Genomic DNA, 22,211 nt, shown 5'->3' on the forward strand with positions numbered 1-22,211 from the left:
CCACCCGGCTTGTTTTTTAACGCAGCAGAGCACGCTCTTCAGCTGTTAAATCCAGCGTCTGGGTTGTCCCTGTTTCCGATGACTTCACCGCCGCTTCCAGCACCGCCATTACCGCCAGCGCTTCAACCGGATGAACCGGGTTCCCGATTGTGCCCGTCAGCGCATCACGCACGTTAATGTAATACTGACGCTGATCGCCTTTCGGCGTTTTCAGGCGCGTCGCGTCTCCGGCGGCATTAAACAGCACCATATCGTCGCTGTCTTCGCCCCAGCTTTCGCTGCCCGGAATAATCCCCGTCAGCAGCTGTGCTTCCTGCTGATCGATACGTGCCTTCACCACGCTGGCTTTATCGCCGTGAACGGTAAAGCGTGACGTACCGCCAGCCACCAGCATGCTGGCGTGCAGAATCACCTTATGTTCAGGGTAATTCAGGACCACGTGCGCCCAGTCGTTAATCTCAGCGCCGTCGCGCAGGGTGGCGATATTGCCCTGAACCGACTGTGGCAGCCCGAAAAGCTGCAGCGTCTGGTCGATCAGATGCGGTCCAAGGTCAAACCACAAGCCGCTGCCTGGAACGTTTTGCTCTCTCCAGCGCACGCGCACTTCCGGGCGGAAGCGGTCAATATGTGACTCAAACAGTTTCACCTTGCCGAGGCGGCCTTCCTCAATCACCTGCTTAATGCCGAGGAAATCGCTGTCCCAGCGGCGGTTATGGAAGACGGAGAGCAGACGCTGTTTCTCATCCGCCAGGGCAATAAGCTCGCGGGCTTCCTGCATGTCGAGAGTGAATGGCTTATCCACCACCACGTGCTTGCCAGCGTTGAGGGCAAGCGCTGCCAGCGGCGCGTGGGTGGCATTAGGGGAGGCAATCACCACCAGATCGACATCCGGGTGTTGAATGGCTTCTTCCGGGGTAGCGACCACCAGTACGTTCGGCAGATCGCGTTTCACTTTCTCTTCATCACGGGAAGAGACGACCGCCAGCGTTAACCCTTCGATGGACTGGATCAGCGGGGCGTGGAATGTTTTACCCACAAATCCGTACCCGATCAGCGCAATATTAATTGTCTTAGCTTTATTCATGACCTTCTCCACGTTATTCCGCGCAAACCGTGACGTGCAATGCGCCGGTATCCCCAAGCTCAGCCCAGGGCCTGTCTATAAACAGTTGATGAATTTCGCTTACCCCGGCGACCAGCCAGGGTTCACAGTGGTTTAATTTCATATGGTCCGCGACGATCCAGTGCTCATGGCTTGCCGCGAGCATCGCCCGCTTCACGTCCGCATCCGCTTCTTTGCTCGCGCTTAAGCCAAGCTGCGCGTGGATGGCACACGCCCCGAGAATGGCGATATCCGCGCGATAGCGGGACAGCAGGGACAGGGTGGCGCTTCCGGCGAACAGGCGCTGCTTTTGGTCCCACTGTCCGCCGAGCAGGATCAGCTCGATATCGTCCCGGTCACTGAAATGTTGGGCGATATCCAGTGAGGTGGTGATCACTTTCAGGGGGCCCTGAAGGAAAGTGGCGACGGCCATCACCGTGCTTCCGGCATCGAGAAACAGCGTGGAACCGGTCGGCACGCGCTGCGCCACCGCTTTACCGAGCCGCTGTTTTGTTTCAGGCAGTAAGGTATTTCTGCCCTGGCGATTCATGCCGGAGAGATCGAGCGCAATCGCACCGCCGTGGTTCTTTTGTGCCAGACCCTGTTTTTCCAGCTCGGTCAGGTCGCGACGGATGGTATCTGCGGAAACCTGCAGTTTCTCAGCAAGCTCGGTGATGCTGGCCTGGCCTTGCTCGATGATGAGATCGAGCACGTATTTCTGTCGGGCGGTTTTATGCATGGCGGGGTAATCCTGCAAAATGTCGCAATAAATCGCATAATACAGCAATTCTGAGCGGAGGGAAGAGAACGATCAGCCGAAAACAGGAATAAAACCTGATAGTTTAGATGCGTAACTATTGAAATTTTATTAAGCGAATATAATCAAGCCGTATGGAATGGTGACTACGATGTTATCGTTCTGTTTTATTTACCAATTTGGGTGATGTAACCAATGCATAACCATTAATTGGCGTTAAGTTCTGATTTAATAGAATTAAGTGGTATTTTAATTTATAAATTATTCTTTTTATGGTTTTTAATACCAAGGTGGCTCGACTGATTACCTAAATTGACACTTCTTTGAAAATCTTTGTGTCTGAGTCATAAGGAAATTAACGCAAAAATGTACACAAACGAAATTAGGAATTTTCTTTAAATAACAGTAGGTTTTTATGTTTCATTTGAAAGGCCACTTTTCGGATTTTGTCCAGAACCCGCATGTTTTTTCTTATTTGTAACACCACATTAACATTGAGGGTGTAGTTGCCTATAACACATTTTGTTATGCTCCCAACCAGTAAATAAATAAGTAAATTCTTATACGAAATAAGAAGAAACACTCTCATCTCCAATGGAATGGATGCGGGGGAGTTTTGCCTGAAATTCAGTGAGGAAGTTAAAGAAGATATTTGTCTAATTATCTATACCTCCTTTTGGGTAATTGCTTAAGTATCACTCAGAGTCAGGGAGATAAAAATGACGGCATTGCGAAAGAACGTTTCACTCAAATTTACACCGACAATCGTATTAATTACGCTCGCGATGAATATGGCGTACGCCAATAGTGGTCAAATGCAGATGGCCCCGGTGGCGACGATAACCTTAAAAGAAAGCATTTTATTTGCTATCGATCGCGATCCGTCTATTAGCCAGCAGGCCGCACAATTAGGTATTGGTCAGGCACAAATAGATGAGGCACGCAGCGGCTGGATGCCGCAAATATCGCTGAACGGCAGTACGGGGCATAGCCAGACCACAGACTCAAGCGGATCGCTGAAGAATTCTGCGGCCTGGGGAGTGAGCCTGACGCAGCTGTTGTACGATTTTGGCAAGACGAATAACAGCATCAGCCAGTCCTCAGCCCAGCGCGATAGCTACCGCTACCAGCTGATGAGCACGCTCTCTGACGTGGCGGAAAAGACGGCGCTCGGCTACGTGGAGGTTAAACGCTATTCCGATCTCTTACAGGCTGCCAAAGACAACGTCCAGGCGCTCAAAAACGTTGAGCAGTTGGCGAAACTGCGCGCGGATGCAGGCGTAAGTTCCACCTCCGATGAACTCCAGACCCGCACGCGCATTGCCGGTATGCAGGCGACCGTGGCGCAGTATAACGCCGCCTTAAACAGCGCCCGCGCAAGGCTCGCGGTGCTCACAGGTCTGCAGGCTGAGACCTATTCGCCTGTCCCTGCGAACCTTGCCGTTGAGCCAGATTCCCTCAACCGCATTGATTATTCGTTGATACCGACGGTGTTGGCCGCACAGAACATGGAGCGCTCGGCCCAGTATGGCGTTGAAACAGCAAAATCACAGCACTGGCCAACCCTGAGCCTGAAGGGAGGGCGTACGCGCTATGAGTCGGACAACCGTTCTTACTGGGACGACCAAATCCAGCTCAATATAGACGCACCGCTTTATCAGGGCGGCGCGGTTTCCGCACGCGTGCGTCAGGCTGAAGGGGCGCGTGCTATGGCCTCCTCTCAGGTCGACCAGGCGCGCTTTGATGTCCTGCAAAAAGCCTCCGTTGCGCAGGCTGACTGGACCGGCGCCCGGGGAAGAATGGAAGCCGGAAAACAGCAGCTGGAAAATGCCCTGCGCGCCCGCGATGTCTATAAAAATGAATATACCCTGAGCAAGCGGAGCATTAACGATTTACTCAGCGTTGAACAGGATGTCTGGGCCGCCACCTCCGCAAAAATAATGGCTGAATATGACGGCTGGAGTTCGGCGATTAACTACGCTTCTGCGGTTGATAATTTGATGTCGCTCATCGGAATAGAGAAAAACGCTGCCGCAAAATTACCCGATTTGAGTTAAAAAAAGACGCGCCTTTCTGCGCGAAATAAGTCTGACAATAATGGGTGTTTTTTCCCAGGGATAGCTACATCCGTCTGGTGGACATATCCACAGGAATCCGTACACCTGCAAGGAGAAGAATATGAGTAACGTAAAAGTTGTTGATGTCAACATTCGCAAAACGGCGGAGAAAACGAAATTAACCGGCGAAGGAAATCTGTCGGTATCCATTTCATCGCCGAGCGTGATTGAAATCCAGGGCTCTGCTCAGGACGTGGTGCGTTATGTCCGCCAGGGGAAAGACCTCCTGATTTATATGAAAGACGGCAGCGTGATCCGCTGCAATAACTATTTTGTCGAAGATCCAGAAACGCATAATCAGTCAGAGCTGGTGTTCAACGATAATCAGGAACTGACTCATATTTCTTTTGCCGATGCCGGGGAAGCGTCAGGCATGGCCGCGACGGAATTAACCGCGCAGGCCGCACCCATTAGCAGCATTGAGCCTTTCCTGGAGCAGGAAAGCGTATTAAGCGATGCGCCGTGGGGCTGGATTGCGGGCGCGGCGTTAGGCGGCGGTGCCATTGGGGCGCTGCTGGCTCACGGCGGTGACGGCGAAACAAAAACGAAAGTTATTGATAACACCAAAGAGGTTGAGAGCGCCACGCCGACCTTTTTGCTGACGGATAACGCGGGTGACAAGCAGGGCGTGCTGAGTGCAAAAGAGATCACGGACGACAACACCCCAACCTTCAGCGGTACCGGGCAGCCGGGTGCGACCATTCAGATCAAAGACAGCGGCGGCAGCACCATCGCCAGCACCATGGTCGGTAAAGACGGCACCTGGACGGTAATATTACCGACCCAGACGGACGGGGAGCACACCTGGTCGGTCGTACAGATCGACGGCAGCAAAACCACCTCTGCGGGCAGCATCACCGTAACCGTCTCAACGGCCGATGCCGCGGTGACGCTCGCCACCACGGCGGGCGATAACGTGATCAACGCCAGCGAGCAGTCCGCGGGCTTCACGCTTTCCGGGGCCAGCAAAAACCTGGCGCAGGGAACGTCGCTGACCGTCACGCTGAACGGAAAAACCTATACCGCAGAAGTGGGCGCAAACGGCGCATGGAGCGTGAAGGTGCCTGCCGCAGACGCGCAGGCGCTGGGCGACGGCACCTGGACGGTCAATGTGAGCGGCAAAGACGCGGCAGGTAATATCGTGAGCGGCAGTCAGACGATTGGCGTCGATACCGTTGCGCCTGCGCTCTCCGTGAACGCAATCGCGCAGGACAATATCATTAACGCCGCTGAACATAATCAGCCGCTGACGATTACCGGTAAAACCGATGCGGAAGCGGGCCAGATTGTGACGGTCACGCTGAACGGTAAAAATCACACGGCGACCGTGGGCAGCGACGGCTCCTGGTCCATCACGCTTCCTGCCAGTGAAGTGCAGGCGATGGCTAACGGCGGGCACACCCTGACGGTCAACGTCAGCGACAAAGCGGGTAACGGTTCTTCCACCACCGCCGATTTCACGGTTGATACCGCCGCTCCGGTTGTGACGATCAACACCGTCGCGGGTGACGACATTCTGAACACCAGCGAGCAGGGCCAGGCGCAGATCGTTTCCGGGAAGGCGAGCGGCGCGGCGGCAGGCGACGTGGTGACCGTGACCGTTGGCGGACAGACCTTCACCGGTGTGGTGCTTGCCGACGGCAGCTGGAGCGTCGGCGTGCCTGCCTCCGTCATCGGCGCGCTCGGTGAGGGCAGCCACACGATTTCTGTCTCCGTCACTGATGCCGCGGGCAACACCGGCAGCGCGACGCACGGCGTGACGCTGAGCGGCAACCCGCCGGAATTCACGATTGACGCCATCAGCCAGGATAACGTCCTGAACGCGCAGGAGGCCATGCAGCCCCTGAGCCTGAGCGGCACCAGCAACCTGCCGAACGGCAGCGCCATCACCGTGACGTTAAACAACGTTAACTACCAGGCCACGGTTGAAAACGGTATCTGGACGGTTCAGGTGCCGGTTTCTGACGTGCTGAATCTGGCGAACACCCTCTATACCGTGAGCGTCAGCGGCACCGACAGCGTGGGTAACAGCGGCTCTGCCGAGGCGAATCTGCTGGTGGACACCGTGTTGCCGCAGGTCATTATCAATACGTTTGCGGGCGACAACCTGGTCAATAACGCCGAAGCGGGCGTCGATCAAACCCTCAGCGGACGTGTTACCGGCGCGGCGGCGGGCGATACCGTCTCCGTCACCGTCGGCGGCAAGAGCTACACCGCAACGGTTGGCAGCGATCTGACCTGGAGCGTGAAAATCCCGTCAGCGGATCTTCACGCGTTCGGCGACGGCGATTTGACCTTCAGCGCCTCCGTCACCAACGCGCACGGCAATACCGGCACCGGCGAGCGTGATATCAATATCAACGCGGAGCTGCCGGGCCTGCGCGTGAACACCATTTCCGGCGATGACGTGATCAACGCCATTGAACAGCAGCAGGATCTGAGCGTCACCGGCTCCAGTACCCATCTGGCCGCGGGGACGCAGATTGTCGTTACCATTAACAACGTTGAGTACGTTACCGCGGTTAACGCCAGCGGCAACTGGCAGATCGGCGTTCCGGCGGCGGACCTGCAGGCCTGGACGGCGGGCGGCATGACGGTTAGCGTCAGCGCGGTAGATGCCTGGGGCAATACCGTTGCCGCTGAACACCCGATTGAACTCGATCTGAACGCCGTGGCGGTCACCATTGATACCGTCTCGGGCGACGACCTGCTGAACGCGGCGGAAAAAGGCGCGGACTTAACCCTCTCCGGTCAGACGCAGGGGGTGGAAGCGGGGCAGACCGTGGTGGTGAAATTCGCCGACCAGACCTTTACCGCACAGGTGCAGCAGGACGGTTCCTGGAGCCTGAGCGTTCCGGCCAGCGCCATGGAAACCCTGATCGACGGGCGTGCGCAGGTGAGCGTCAGCGTCACTAACGTCAGCGGCAACAGCGCGGACGCCGCGCGCGTGGTGACGGTGGATACGCAGCCACCGGCAATTACGCTCGATAACCTGACCGACGACAACATCATCAATGCGGCTGAAGCGCAGCAGGATTTAGCCTTAAGCGGTACCAGCACTGCGGAAGCGGGACAGACGGTCACCGTGACGCTGAACGGCAAAACGTATCAGACCACGGTTCAGGCGGACGGTACGTGGCAGCTGAGCGTGCCTGCGGCTGACGTGGGTGCCCTGACGGATGGCATCGTTACCGTGACCGCAACCGTGAGCGACGTGGCGGGCAACAGCAGCAGCGCCGATCGCGTGGGGCTGGTGGACGCCACCGTACCGCAGGTGACCATTAACGACTTTGTCACCGACACCAACACCGTTAACCAGCTCGCCCATTCACAGGCGCAGATCCTGAGCGGCTCCGTCACCGGTGCGGCAGCGGGCGATCGGGTGACCGTCACCATTAACAGCGTCGATTACACCACGGTGGTGGATGCGGCGGGGAACTGGAGTCTTGGCCTGCCCGCGTCTGTCGTGCAGGGTCTGGCGGACGGCACCTGGACAATCGACGTCTCCGTGACCGACCGATCCGGCAACACCGGAAGCAGTTCACTGGATGTGGTGGTGAATACCGTGACGCCTGTTATCGGTATCAGCACGCTGGCGGCGGACGACGTGATTAACGCGACCGAGAAGGGCGAAGATCTGCTGCTCTCCGGCACCAGTAACCAGCCGGAAGGGACCAGCATCACCGTTAACCTGAACGGCATCAATTACACCGCCACTACCGACGCCAGCGGCAACTGGAGCGTGACCGTACCGGCCTCGGCCGTAAGCGCCCTGGGAGAAGCCCATTACACCGTGACGGCGAGCGTCACGGATAACGTCGGCAACAGCGCCTCAACCTCACACGATGTGCTGGTGGACAGCTCGCTGCCGGAGGTGACGATCAACACCCTGGCGGGCGACAATATCGTTAACGCAGCGGAAGTGGCGGCAGGGCAAAACCTGACCGGTAAGGTGACGAACGCGGCGTCAGGTGACACTGTCACTATTATCCTTGGCGGCCAGACGTACACCGCTACCGTGCAGGACGATCTCACCTGGAGCCTGCCGTTAAGCGAGAGCCAGCTTACCGCGCTCGGCAACGGCGACCTCACCGTCTCCGCCAGCGTGACCAACGCGCACGGCAATACCGGCTCCTCTTCTCTCGACTTCAACATCGACGCCCAGCTCCCGGGACTGCGGATTGATACCGTCGCAGGTGACGACGTGATTAACGTGATTGAACACGCGCAGAACCTGATTGTGTCTGGTACCAGCAGCGATCTGGCGGCGGGCAGCACAGTGACCCTGACCATCAACGGCAAAGCCTATTCGGCAACGGTACTGGCGGACGGCACCTGGCAGGCGGCGGTACCGGCGGCCGATGTGTCCCAGTGGGCGGACGGTTCGCTGGAAATCAAGGCAAGCGCGCAGGATGCCTCCGGCAACCCGGTGGCTATCGGGACCGTCGTGGACGTCGATCTCGCTCCTGTCGCCATCACCATCAGCAGCGTGACCGACGATAACGTGCTCAACGCGGCGGAAAAAGGCCAGGACCTGGTGCTTTCCGGCACCACGTCCAACGTTGAAGCGGGTCAGACCGTGACCATCACCTTCGCGGGTAAAACCTATACCACGACGGTGGATGCCAACGGCGACTGGACCTACTCCGTACCGTCAGCTGATTTGAGCGGCCTGAAAGACGGTGACGCCAGCGTGCAGGTCAGCGTCACCAACGTGAACGGCAACGCGGCGTCTTCGGCGCAGGAATTCAGCGTCGATACCACCGCGCCGACGGTGACCATCAACACCATCAGCAATGACAATATGCTGAACGCGGCAGAGGCGGCGCAGGATCTGACCCTGAGCGGCACCTCTACTGCCGAAGCAGGCCAGACGGTCACCGTGACCTTCAACGGCAATCAGTACACCGCGCAGGTGCAGGCGGACGGCAGCTGGACGCTCGACGTTCCGGCGGCGGATATGGCAGGCATCACCGACGGCAGCGCGGCGGTCACGGCGACCGTGTCCGATAAGGCAGGCAACCCGGCCAGCGCGGGCTCCTCGGTGCTGGTCGACACCACCGTACCGCAGATTTCGTTCAACATCGTTGCGGGCGACGACGTCGTGAATATTGCCGAGCACGGCCAGGCGCTGATCGTCTCCGGCAAGGTGACGGGTGCGCAGGCGGGCGACGTGATTACCCTGAGCCTGAACGGCAAAGACTACACCGCCATGCTGGATGCGTCCGGCAGCTGGAGCGTGGGCGTTCCGGCGACCGACGTGGGCGCGCTGGCAAACGGCGAGCAGACGATCTCTGCGACCCTCACCGATAAAGCCGGTAACAGCACTACCGCGACGCACGCGTTTGACGTCTCCCTGACCGCGCCGGTGGTTGCCATCAATACCCTGGCGGTTGACGACGTGATCAACGCGACCGAGAAAGGCCAGGATCTGCTGGTGTCCGGCACCAGCAACCAGCCGGACGGAACCACCATAACGGTGACCCTGAACGGTATCAGCTATACGGCCACCACCGACGCCAGCGGCAGCTGGAGCGTCACCGTTCCGGCGGCAAACGTCTCTGCGCTGGGTGAAGCGAGCTATGTGGTGACGGCGAGCGTAACCGACACTGCAGGCAACAGCGCGAGCACCGGCCACAGCGTGCTGGTCGACAGCGCGCTGCCGCAGGTCACCATCAACCCTGTCGCCACGGACGATGTCATTAACGCCGCGGAAGTGGCTGCCGGGCAGACCCTGAGCGGCAAAGTGAGCGGTGCGGCGAGCGGTGACTCTGTCACTGTTTCGGTCGGCGGCAATACCTATACCGCGACGGTTCAGGACGATCTGAGCTGGTCGGTGAACGTGCCGTCCACGGTGTTAACCGCCATCGGTAACGGCGAACTGACGGTGTCAGCCAGCGTCACCAACGGCCACGGCAACACCGGAACCGGCGAGCGCGAAATCGTTATAGACGCCAACCTGCCGGGCCTGCGCGTCGATACCGTGGCGGGCGACGATGTGATCAACAGCATTGAGCATGCACAAAACCTGATTATTACCGGCTCCAGCGACGGGCTGGCGAGCGGCTCTGCGCTGACGGTCACCGTTAACGGCAAAACCTACGCGGCTACCGTGCTGGCGGACGGCACCTGGACGGCGGCCATTCCGGCGGCAGACGTCAGCGCGCTGAATGCGGGCACGATCGCCGTGACCGTAGAAGGCCAGAGCGCGGCGGGTAATCCGGTTTCCATCAGCCACGACGTGAAGGTGGATCTGGCGACCGTTGCCATCAGCATCAACGCCATCGCCACCGACGACGTGATCAACGCGGCAGAGAAAGGCGCGGACCTGGTGCTGTCCGGCTCGACCACCAACGTGGAAGAAAACCAGACCGTTACCATCACTTTCGGCGGCAAGTCGTACACCGCGACGGTCGATGCCAGCGGCAACTGGACGGCGACCGTACCGTCCGCCGATTTGGGCAGCCTGAAGGACGGCGATGCCAGCGTGCAGGTGAGCGTCACCAACGTGAACGGCAACAGCGCGTCGGCAGGCCGCGAGTACAGCGTGGACGCCACCGCGCCGACGGTATCTATTGAAATTGTCAGCGACAACAACATCATCAATGCGGCCGAAGCGCAGCAGGATCTGGTCGTTAACGGCGTGACCAACGCCGAAGCGGGCCAGACCGTCACCGTGACGCTGAACGGCGTGGATTACACCACTACCGTCCAGGCGAACGGCAGCTGGAGCGTGACCGTACCGTCCGCGGATCTGAGCGGTATTACCGACGGCAACTACACCATCAGCGCCGCCGTGTCTGATAAGGCGGGCAACCCGGCCTCTGCGGATCGCGACGTGCTGGTCGATACCACCGTCCCGCAGCTGACCATTAACACCGTTTCCGACGACGACGTGATCAACAGCGCAGAGCATGCGCAGGCTCTGATTGTTACGGGCGCCGTGACCGGCGCGGCGGCGGGCGACGTGGTCACCGTTACCCTCAACGGCAAATCCTACACCGCCACCCTGGATGCCTCCGGCAACTGGAGCGTGGGCGTGCCTGCGGCGGACGTCACCGCGCTGGCCGCCGGGGATTACACCATTACCGCGGCGCTGACCGATAAAGCGGGCAACAGCAACAGCGCCACGCACGGCGTGGAGGTGAACCTGACCGCGCCGGTGCTGACCATTGACACCGTTTCCGGTGACGATGTGATCAACAACACCGAGAAAACCCAGGATCTGACGATCTCCGGTACGGCTTCCGGCCTGGCGACAGGCGCGGTGGTGACCGTGATGCTGAACGGCAAAGCGTACAGCGCGATGGTCGACAGCGACGGGAAATGGACCACCACCGTTCCGGCGGATCAGGTCGGCGCGCTGGGTGAAGCGTTGTACACCGTTACCGCATCGGCAACGGACAGCGTCGGCAACACTACCAGCACGTCACACACCGTGAACGTGGAATCCGTTCTGCCGGGCGTGATTATCAACACCATTGCAGGTGACGATGTCATTAACGCGGCGGAGCTGGCAGCCGGGCAGACCATCAGCGGTAAGGTGGTGAATGCCGAAGCGGGCAACACCGTGACCGTAACCATTGGCGGTAACAGCTACACCGCAACGGTGCAGAGCGATCTGACCTGGTCCGTGAACGTGCCGGAATCCGTTCTGACCGCGCTGGGCAACGGCGATTTAACCGTGTCAGCCAGCGTCACCAACGGCGTGGGCAATAGCGGAACGGGCGAGCGCGAAATCGTGATAGACGCCAACCTGCCGGGCCTGCGCGTGGATACCGTGGCGGGTGACGACGTGATCAACAGCATCGAACACGGACAGAACCTGATTATCACCGGCTCCAGCGACGGGCTGGCGGCGGGCGCGGCGCTGACCGTGACCGTAAACGGCAAAACCTATCCGGCGACCGTGCTGGCGGACGGCACCTGGAGCGCCGCGATCCCGGCGGCGGACGTGGGTGCGCTGGCCGCAGGCACGGTTACCGTGACCGTTGCGGGCCAGAGCAGCGCCGGTAACCCGGTTTCCATCAGCCACGATGTGACGGTGGATCTGGCGAGCGTTGCCATCAGCATCGACGCCGTTGCCAGCGATGACGTGATTAACGCCGCCGAGAAGGGCGCGGATCTGGTGCTCTCCGGCACCACTTCGAACGTGGAAGAAAATCAGACCGTCACCATCACCTTCGGCGGCAAGAATTACACCGCCACGGTCGATGCCGACGGCAAATGGGCCGCCACGGTGCCAGCGGCCGATCTGGCGGGCCTGAAAGACGGCGATGCCAGCGTGCAGGTGAGCGTCACCAACGTCAACGGTAACAGCGCGTCCGCGGGCCGCGAGTACAGCGTGGATGCGACCGCACCGTCCGTGACCATCAATACCCTGGCGAACGACGACATTCTGAATGCCGCCGAAGCACAGTCCGATCTGACCGTGTCCGGTACCAGCACCGCCGAAGCGGGCCAGACGGTGACCGTATCGCTGAACGGTAAAGACTACACAACGACCGTTGGCGCAGACGGCAACTGGACGCTGAACGTTCCGGCGGCGGATCTGGCTGGATTAACCGACGGCAGCGTGACCGTCACCGCATCGGTTAGCGATAAAGCGGATAACCCGGCGTCCGTGGACCACAACCTGGCGGTAGATCTCACCGCGCCTGCGGTGACCATCAACACCGTGGCGGGCGACGATGTGATTAACATCGCAGAACACGGCCAGGCGCAGATCATCAGCGGCAACGCCACCGGTGCGGCAGCGGGCGATAAGGTCACCGTCACCATCGGCGGCCAGACTTACACCACCGTGCTGGACGCGGCGGGCAACTGGAGCGTGGGCGTACCTGCGAGCGTGATTTCGGGCCTCAGCGACGGCACCGTGACCGTCACGGCGTCAGTCACCGACGCGGCGGGCAACACCGGCACCGGCACGCATAACGTGACCGTCGATACCGGTCTGCCATCGGTCAACTTCAACGCCATCAGCGATGACAACGTCCTGAACGCCGTTGAAAAGGGTCAGGATCTGAGCGTCAGCGGCACCAGCGCCAACCTCGCGGAAGGCACCGTGGTGACCGTGACCCTGAACGGTAAAAACTACACGGCCACCACGGCGGCAGACGGCACCTGGAGCCTGACGGTTCCGGCAGCGGATCTGGCCGGTCTCGGTCAGGCTAATTACACCCTGAACGCGACCGCCACCAACGGCGTGGGCAACACCGTGAGCAACACCGCGAACCTGCTGGTCGACACCGCGCTGCCTAACGTCACCATCAATACCGTGGCGGGCGACAACGTCATCAACGCGGCGGAAGTGGCGGCAGGCCAGACCCTGAGCGGCACCGTGGCGAATGCCGAAGCGGGCAATACCGTTACCGTCACCATAGGCGGCAACAGCTACACCGCAACGGTGCAGAGCGATCTGACCTGGTCCGTGAACGTGCCGTCTGACGTGCTGACCGCGCTGGGCAACGGCAGCCTGAGCGTGACGGCGACCGTCACCAACGGCCACGGCAATACCGGTACCGGAGAGCGCGATATTACTATCGACGCTAACCTGCCGGGACTGCGCGTGGATACCGTGGCGGGCGACAATGTCGTCAACAGCATCGAGCACGCGCAGAACCTGATTGTCACCGGCTCCAGCGACGGGCTGGCACCGGGCACGACGCTGACCGTCACCGTCAACGGTAAAGACTATGCGGCGACGGTGCTGGCGGACGGCACCTGGAGCGCGGCGATCCCGTCCATCGACGTGAGCGCGTGGCCGGAAGGCACCGTCAAAATCAGCGTTACCGGCGACAGTTCAGCGGGTAACCCGATTACCATCAGCCACGATGTGACGGTGGATCTGGCGACCGTTGCCATCAGCGTCGATGCGCTTGCCACCGACGACGTGATTAACGCGGCGGAGAAGGGCGCGGATCTGGTGCTGTCCGGTGCGACCACCAACGTGGAAGCCGGGCAGACCGTGACCATCAGCCTGAACGGCAAAATCTACACCACCACCGTGGACGACAGCGGCAACTGGACCTATACCGTGCCGTCAGCGGATCTGGCTGGCCTGAAGGACGGCGATGCCAGCGTGCAGGTGAGCGTCACCAACGTGAACGGCAACAGCGCCTCGGCGGGCCGCGAGTACAGCGTGGATGCGACCGCGCCGTCCGTGACCATCAACACCCTGGCGGCCGACGACATTCTGAACGCCACTGAAGCGCAGTCCGATCTGACCGTGTCCGGCACCACCACTGCAGAAGCGGGGCAGACGGTGACCGTGACGCTGAACGGCAAAGATTACACCACAACCGCAGGCGCGGACGGCAGCTGGACGCTGAGCGTTCCGGCGGCGGATCTGGCGGCACTCGGCGACGGCAGCGTCACCGTCACAGCGAGCGTCAGCGACAAGGCGGGCAACCCGGCATCGGCCGATCGCAACCTGACGGTGGACGTGACCGTTCCTGCGGTAACCATCAACACCGTAGCGGGCGACGATGTGATTAACATCACCGAGCACGCTCAGGCGCACATCATCAGCGGCAACGCTACCGGCGCGGCAGCGGGCGATAAGGTCACCGTCACCATTGGCGGCCAGACTTACACCACCGTGCTGGACGCGGCGGGTAACTGGAGCGTGGGCGTACCGGCCAGCGTCATATCTGCTCTGCAGGACGGCACCGTGACCGTCACGGCGTCAGTCACCGACGCGGCGGGCAATACCGGCACCGGCACGCATAACGTGACCGTCGATACCGGTCTGCCGTCCGTGGCGTTCAACGCCATCAGCGGCGATAACGTGCTGAACGCGGTGGAGAAAGGTCAGGATCTGAGCGTCAGCGGCACCAGCGCCAACCTGGCGGAAGGCACCGTGGTGACCGTGACCCTTAACGGTAAAAACTACGCGGCCACCACGGCGGCGGACGGCACCTGGAGCCTGACCGTTCCGGCAGCGGATCTCGCGGGACTTGGCGAAGCCAACTACACCCTGAACGCCGCCGCGACCAACGGCGTGGGCAATAGCGTCAGCAATACGGCGACCCTGCTGGTCGACACCGCGCTGCCGACCGTCACCATCAATGCCGTGGCAGGTGATAACGTCATCAACGCGGCGGAAGTGGCCGCAGGCCAGACCATCAGCGGCAACGTGGCGAATGCGGAAGCGGGCAATACCGTCACCGTCACCATTGGTGGTAACACTTACACCACAACGGTGCAGAGCGATTTCACCTGGTCCGTTAGCGTGCCGGAAACGGTCCTCACCGCGCTGGGCAACGGCGAGTTGACCGTGTCGGCGACCGTCACCAACGGCCACGGCAACACCGGCGCGGGCGAGCGCGAAATCGTTATAGACGCCAGCCTGCCGGGTCTGCGCATTGATACCGTGGCGGGCGACGATGTGATTAACAGCATCGAGCATGGGCAGAACCTGATTGTCACCGGCTCCAGCGACGGGCTGGCGACAGGCACCACGCTTACCGTGACCGTCAATGGCAAAACCTATGCGGCCTCCGTGCTGGCAGACGGCACCTGGAGCGCGGCGATCCCGGCGGCAGACGTGGGTGCGCTGACCGCAGGCACGGTTACCGTGACCGTTGCGGGCCAGAGCGCGGCGGGCAACCCGGTGACCATCAGCCACGATGTCACCGTCGATCTGTCTGCCGTTGCCGTCAGCATCGATGCGATTGCCACCGACGACGTGATTAACGCGGCGGAGAAAGGCGCGGATCTGGTGCTGTCCGGCAGCACCTCGAACGTGGAGGAAAACCAGACCGTCACCATCACCTTTGGCGGCAAGACGTACACCGCGAAAGTGGACGCTGACGGTAACTGGACGGCCACCGTGCCTTCCGCCGATCTCGCGGGCCTGAAAGACGGCGATGCCAGCGTGCAGGTGAGCGTCACCAACGCGCACGGCAACAGCGCCTCGGCGGGCCGCGAGTACAGCGTGGATGCGACCGCGCCAATCGTGAGCATTGATACGGTCGCTGGCGATAACGTGATTAACGGCAGCGAAGCGGCTGCGGGCGTGGCCATTTCCGGCACCACCACGGCGGAAGTCGGGCAGACCGTCACCGTGACGCTGGGCGGGAAGAGCTATACCGCGCAGGTGCAGCAGGGTGGCCTCTGGAGCGTGAACGTACCGGGCACCGACCTGTCCGCACTGGCGGATAACGGCTACACCGTGCAGGTCAGCGTGAGCGACGCCGCGGGTAACCCGGGCAGCGCGGGCAAAGCGATTACGCTTGATACCACGCCGCCGACCGTCAGCTTTAACGCTGTCGCGGGCGATGACGTCATTAACAGCGTGGAGCACGGGCAGGCGCAGATCGTCAGCGGCACCGCAACCGGCGCGAGCGTCGGCGATAAGCTGGTCATCACCATCGGTTCGAACCAGTACACCACTACCGTTGACGCCAGCGGCAGCTGGAGCGTGGGTGTTCCGGCCAGCGTGATTTCCGCGCTGAACGACGGCACCGTGACCCTCAGCGCGACCATTACCGACAGCGCGGGCAACAGCAGCACCCAGACCCACGATGTGGTGGTGAATACGGCCTCCGTGGCGCTGACGGTGAACACCGTTAGCGGTGACGATGTCATCAACGCGGCGGAAGCCGGTTCGTCACTGGTAATTAACGGCTCCAGCGCCCAGTTCGCCAGCGGCACGCAGGTTACCGTGACGCTGAACGGCAAGAGCTATACGGCCACCATCCAGAGCGACGGCAGCTGGACGACCACCGTTCCGGCCGCAGACGTGGGCGCCCTGGCCGATGGCGCGAGCTATCAGGTGTCCGTGTCTGCCCAGGACAGCGCGGGCAACAGCGCGTCGGCGACGCACGGCATCAGCGTGGATACCACCTCGCCGGTGGTAAGCATTGCCACGCTGTCCGGCGACGACGTTCTTAACGCGGCGGAGGCGCAGCAGCCGCTCACGGTACACGGCTCTTCCAGCGCGGTAGCGGGCCAGACGGTGACCGTGACGCTGGGCGGCAAAACCTACACGGCCACCGTGGCAAACGACGGTACCTGGACGCTGGACGTTCCGGCGGCCGATCTTGCCAGCCTGAGCGAAGGTGCGCTGACGATCACCGCGTCGGTGAACGACAAAGCGGGTAATAACGGTCAAACCACGCACACCTTAACGGTCGATACCGTCGCGCCAACCGTCACCATCAGCACCGTGGCCGATGACGATATCGTCAACAACGCGGAGCAGCTGGCGGGCCAGACCATCAGCGGCACGACCACGGCGGAACAGGGCCAGACGGTGACCGTCTCCTTCAACGGGCACAGCTATCAGGCGACCGTCGGAGCGGACGGATCCTGGTCGGTCTTCGTGCCGGGCCGTGATTTCCTCGGCCTGAGCGACGGGCAGTACGCGATCACCGCCACGGTGAACGACAAGGCGGGCAACCCGGGCAGCGCAACGCACGACGTGACGCTGAACGGCGATGTCCCAACCATCACCATTAACACCTTTGCGCAGGACGATATCGTCAACGCCGCCGAGCACGGTACGCCGCTGGCTGTCAGCGGCATCACCGACGCCCCGGCGGGCCAGACGGTGACCATTACGCTGAACGGTAAAACCTATACGGCTACCGTCCAGAATGACGGCACCTGGAGCTACACCCTGGGCAGCGCGGACGTGACCACGCTGGCGGACGGCGGTTCGTACGTGATTAACGCGCAGGTGAGCAACACCATCGGCAACAGCGCCAGCGAGAACCACACCGTCACCGTGGATCTCACCGCGCCGTCGATGGGAATTACGATTGATTCCCTGCAAAACGACACCGGCCTGAGCGCGAGCGATTTCATCACCAACGACAGCAACGTTGTGGTCAACGGCTCCCTGACCGCGCAGCTCGGCAATAACGAGAAGGCGCAGATCAGCCTCGACGGCGGCGGCACCTGGATTGACCTGACCGTGACCGGCACCACCTGGCGTTACACCGATGGCCGCACCCTGACAGACGGTACCTACCAGTACCAGGTGCGCGTGATCGATAACGCCGGGAACGTGGGGGCAACGGACAGCCAGGACGTGGTGATTGACCTGACGAAGCCTGCGGCGACGACGATTACGGTCGATTCCATCACCCAGGATACCGGCCTGTCCGGCAGTGATTTTATCACCAGCGACAACCAGATCAGCCTGAAAGGGACGCTCGGCGCGGCGCTGGGCAGCGGCGACCACGCGCAGATCAGCCTTGACGGTGGCGTGACCTGGATCGACGTCAGCGTCAGCGGCCTGAGCTGGACGTATGTTGATGGCCGCACGCTGGCCGACGGGGATTACAACTACCAGCTGCGCGTGATTGACGACGCGGGCAATATCAGCGCCACCGCCAGCCAGGTGGTGACCATTGATACGGTTGCACCTGACGCCAGCAAAACGATCGCCATCGACAGCATCAGTGACGATACCGGCCTGAGCAGCAGCGACTTTATCACCAACGATACGTCCCTGACGCTGCACGGCTCGCTCGGCGCAACGCTGGCCGACGGGGAATACGCACAGATCAGCATCGACGGCGGCGTGACCTGGCAGAACGTCATCGTCACCGGCAACAGCTGGTACTACGTGGACGGCCGCACGCTGGGTAACCAGACCTATGACTACTACGTTCGCGTGGTGGATGCCGCCGGTAACGTAGGCGCCAGCGCCCATCAGCAGGTGACCGTCGATACGGTCGCCCCGGATGCGGCGATTACGGTGACCGTGGATAACATCACCGTGGATACTGGCTTCGACAATAACGACTTCCTGACCAGTTCGACTTCGTACACGCTGCACGGAACGCTCGGCGCAGAACTCGGCGCGGGTGAATTCGTACAGGTGAGCATGGACGGCGGCAGCACCTGGGTTTACGCCACCGTAAGCGGTACGCAGTGGAGCTACAGCGACACGCGTACCCTGACCGACGGCAGCCATAACTATCAGGTGCGGGTCGTTGACCAGGCGGGGAACGTCGGGGCCACCACCGCGCAGGCGGTGACGGTGGATACCCAGTCGCCGCAGTACGGCGTCACCATCGACAGCATCAGCGACGATACCGGCCAGTCCGGCAGTGATTTCATCACCATGGACACCACGCTGACCATCAACGGTTCGCTGGGCAGCGCGCTGGCAAGCGACGAGCGCGTACAGATCAGCCTGGACGGCGGAAACACCTGGCTTGATACCACGGTCACCAACCAGCGCTGGAGCTACACCGATACCCGCGATCTGCCTGACGGAGACTACACCTACCAGGTGCGGATTATCGACCAGGCGGGCAACGTCGGCTCCACCGCCTCTCAGGTGGTGACGGTGGATACTACGCCGCCAGCCACGGTGGGCACGGTAGTGAGCTACACCGACGGCGAAGGCGAGCGTCAGGGTACCTTTGGCAGTGCGGTGGCAACGGACGATAACTCGCCGCTGATCAACGGCACGCTTAACCGCGCACCGGACGACGGTGAAATTGTGCAGCTCTATCGTGACGGCGTCCTGCTCGGACAGGTGACCATGAACGGCAGCGCAAGCTGGTCCTTCCAGGACAACGGCCTGAGCGACGGCAATCACACCTACATTGTGCGCGTCACCGATAAGGCCGGTAACTACACGGAATCCGACGGCTTTGTGCTGAACGTTGATACCAGCATCCCGACCACCACGGCGGCGATTACCGCGCAGACCACGTCGGACACCACGCCGATTGTCAGCGGTACCGTCTCCGCTGACCTGGTGAACGGTGAATACCTGGTGGTAACGGTGAACGGTAAAACCTACACCTCCCAGACCGGCGGCGCGGTGGTGGTTGACCCGGATCACAACACCTGGTATCTGCAGATCCCGGACGGCGATGCGCTGGGCGTGTCGAGCTACAGCGTGACGGCGCAGGTGAAGAGCAGCGCAGGGAACGGCAACACCACCGGTACGGCGACAGGCAGCCTGGTGATTGATACCACCTCGGTGAATACCGACTGGGCGACCACGGCAGGGAACAGCAACAACTCCACCATGACCCTCGGCATGAACAGCAGCGGTCTGTGGAATATCATTGCTAACGGCCAGTCTTACTCCAGCAGCGATAGCTCGGCCTATGCCGGAAATACGCTGACCAACACCCGCGGCTACTACGTGGTGAGCCAGACCGCCGCCGACTTTGACCGTAACGGCACGCAGGATATCTTCGCGACGGAGACCACCTACGCCGGGTCAACGCAGGTGATGTGGACCTACGATGGCAGCACCTATAACGCCAGCCAGCTGGCGATGGGGACCACCATCTGGTACGGCGGCGTGATGGCGTACGATAAAACCGGCGATGGCTATCTGGATCTGGCGTACGGTGATGCCGGCATGGACTCACTGACCTATCTGGTGAACAACAACGGCGTTCTGTCGCCGGACGGCACCGGTGGCGAAGGCGGTTTCTACGGTCAGTTCGATTCCGGGCGCGAAATCTCCGGCGTCGATCTGAACAACGACGGTACGGTAGACATTGTCCAGCACACCAACCGCAGCGGCGCGTACTCGTTAACCGTGATCAACAACAACGGCAACGGCACGCTCTCTATCGGCCAGAACCTGACGAACGTGTTTGTGGCCAATGCCTCGAATACCACCACGGCGGCATCCATGACGTGGGCGGACTTCAACGGCGATGGCTACATGGATCTGTACCTGGGCAGCAGCTACAACAACAACGGCGGGGTGATTTACTACAACGACGGTGCCGGGAATCTCTCTGCCACCAAGAGCGCGGTGGAAGCCTCTAACGCCACGGCAGGGTATCTGTCGGTGGCGGTTGACTGGAACGGTGACGGGCAGATGGACATCATCAAGCTCAGCACCTACGGCGGCTCGCAGACGGCGACCCTGTTCACCAACAACGGTTATGGCTCTACCTGGACCTCAAGCCAGCTGGCTTCGGGCCTGGCGAACGTCACCGGCGTGGCGGCAGTGGACTACAACTGGGATGGCGCGCAGGATCTGCTGGTATCGCAGCAGAACGGCAAGGTGGTGCTGGTGCAAAACAGCAAAACCATTGCTGACGGCACCGCGATGCACCTGCACATTGTCGACAGCGAGGGTATCAACGCCTACTACGGCAACACGGTCAATCTGTACAACGCCGCGGGCGTACTGGTGGCGTCGCAGATCATCAACGCCCAGTCCGGTATTGGCTCGAACGATACCTCTGCGCTGGTGAGCTTCTACGGGCTGGATCCGAATGAAACCTATTCGGCCGAGATCCTGAAGATTACCAACGGCGTGTCGGATAACGTCACCTGGAGCGGTCTGGAAGCGGGCAACGGCAAAGAGGGCTACGTTCTGACGGCCGAAGCGGCCACCGGCGGCCACAGCGGGACCCTTACCGGGACCGGGTATAACGACACCTTTATCGCAGAGGACGGCACCTATACCTATAACGGCTCCGGCGGCTGGAATACCCATTCCGACTACGACACCTGGAGCAACACCGGTGGGATGGACGTGGTGGATTACCGCAATGCGACCTCCGGCGTGACCGTTGACCTGCGCCTCTCTACCGCGCAGGACACCGGGTTCGGAACGTCACGACTGCTCAATATTGAGGGGATCAACGGCTCGGACTTCGACGACGTCATTACCGGCAACAGCGGTGATAACCAGTTCGAAGGCCGCGGCGGGAACGACACCTTCAACATTGGCAGCGGCGGTCACGATACGTTGCTCTACAAGCTGATCAACGCGACGGATGCGACGGGCGGGAACGGTCACGACGTGGTGAACGGCTTTACGGTCGGCACCTGGGAAGGGACGGCGGATACGGACCGTATTGACCTGCGCGATCTGCTCTCCGACAGCGGCTATACCGGCACCGGCTCGGCGAGCTATGTGAACGGCGTGGCGACGCTGGACAGCAGCGCGGGCAACATCGCCGACTACATCCGCGTGGTGCAGAACGGCAGCAACACCGAGATCCAGGTGGACCTGGACGGTACGGGCGGCCAGTTCTCGCCAACCGCCCTGGTGACGCTGAACGGCGTGCAGACGGATCTGGCGACGCTGCTGGCGAACCATCAGCTGTTAATTGCGTAAAACAACGCCGCGGGGAGCGATCCTCGCGGCTTTTTGCGTTTCTTTACATGAATAGCGATAACCCTATATTTCACAAGATTATTTTGCGGGCTCGTTTAGAAAGTGTTCGATTTTTAATCATTCCGTAAAGGTATCATTTCAGTGCGAAATTATCGCCCTGAACAGGAC

Annotated in this window: 4 protein-coding genes; 2 read left to right on the forward strand and 2 right to left on the reverse strand. The window is 60.8% G+C overall.

Annotated features, from left to right (window positions below):
* Positions 1 to 16 precede the first annotated feature (16 nt).
* Positions 17 to 1,084 (reverse strand): oxidoreductase, encoded by a 1,068-nt coding sequence (locus ACTJJA_RS06225; protein ID WP_440666829.1) that lies wholly within the window; start codon positions 1,082 to 1,084, stop codon positions 17 to 19.
* Positions 1,085 to 1,097: 13 nt separating this feature from the next.
* Positions 1,098 to 1,841, reverse strand: coding sequence for a DeoR/GlpR family DNA-binding transcription regulator (locus ACTJJA_RS06230; RefSeq protein WP_440666831.1), 744 nt, complete (start codon positions 1,839 to 1,841; stop codon positions 1,098 to 1,100).
* Positions 1,842 to 2,578: 737 nt separating this feature from the next.
* On the opposite strand from ACTJJA_RS06230, the gene ACTJJA_RS06235 reads away from it, so the two are divergent.
* Together ACTJJA_RS06235 and ACTJJA_RS06240 are read left to right on the forward strand one after the other, a co-directional pair.
* Complete coding sequence (locus tag ACTJJA_RS06235; RefSeq protein WP_440666833.1) at positions 2,579 to 3,916, forward strand: TolC family outer membrane protein; 1,338 nt, start codon at positions 2,579 to 2,581, stop codon at positions 3,914 to 3,916.
* A 121-nt stretch (positions 3,917 to 4,037) separates the two neighbouring features.
* Positions 4,038 to 22,043 carry an Ig-like domain-containing protein gene (locus ACTJJA_RS06240; RefSeq protein ID WP_440666835.1) on the forward strand — a complete coding sequence of 6,002 codons (18,006 nt, stop codon included), beginning with the start codon at positions 4,038 to 4,040 and terminating at the stop codon, positions 22,041 to 22,043.
* Positions 22,044 to 22,211 lie beyond the last annotated feature (168 nt).

This window comes from Enterobacter sp. 22452, from assembly GCF_052045065.1.
GTDB lineage: Bacteria > Pseudomonadota > Gammaproteobacteria > Enterobacterales > Enterobacteriaceae > Enterobacter > Enterobacter mori.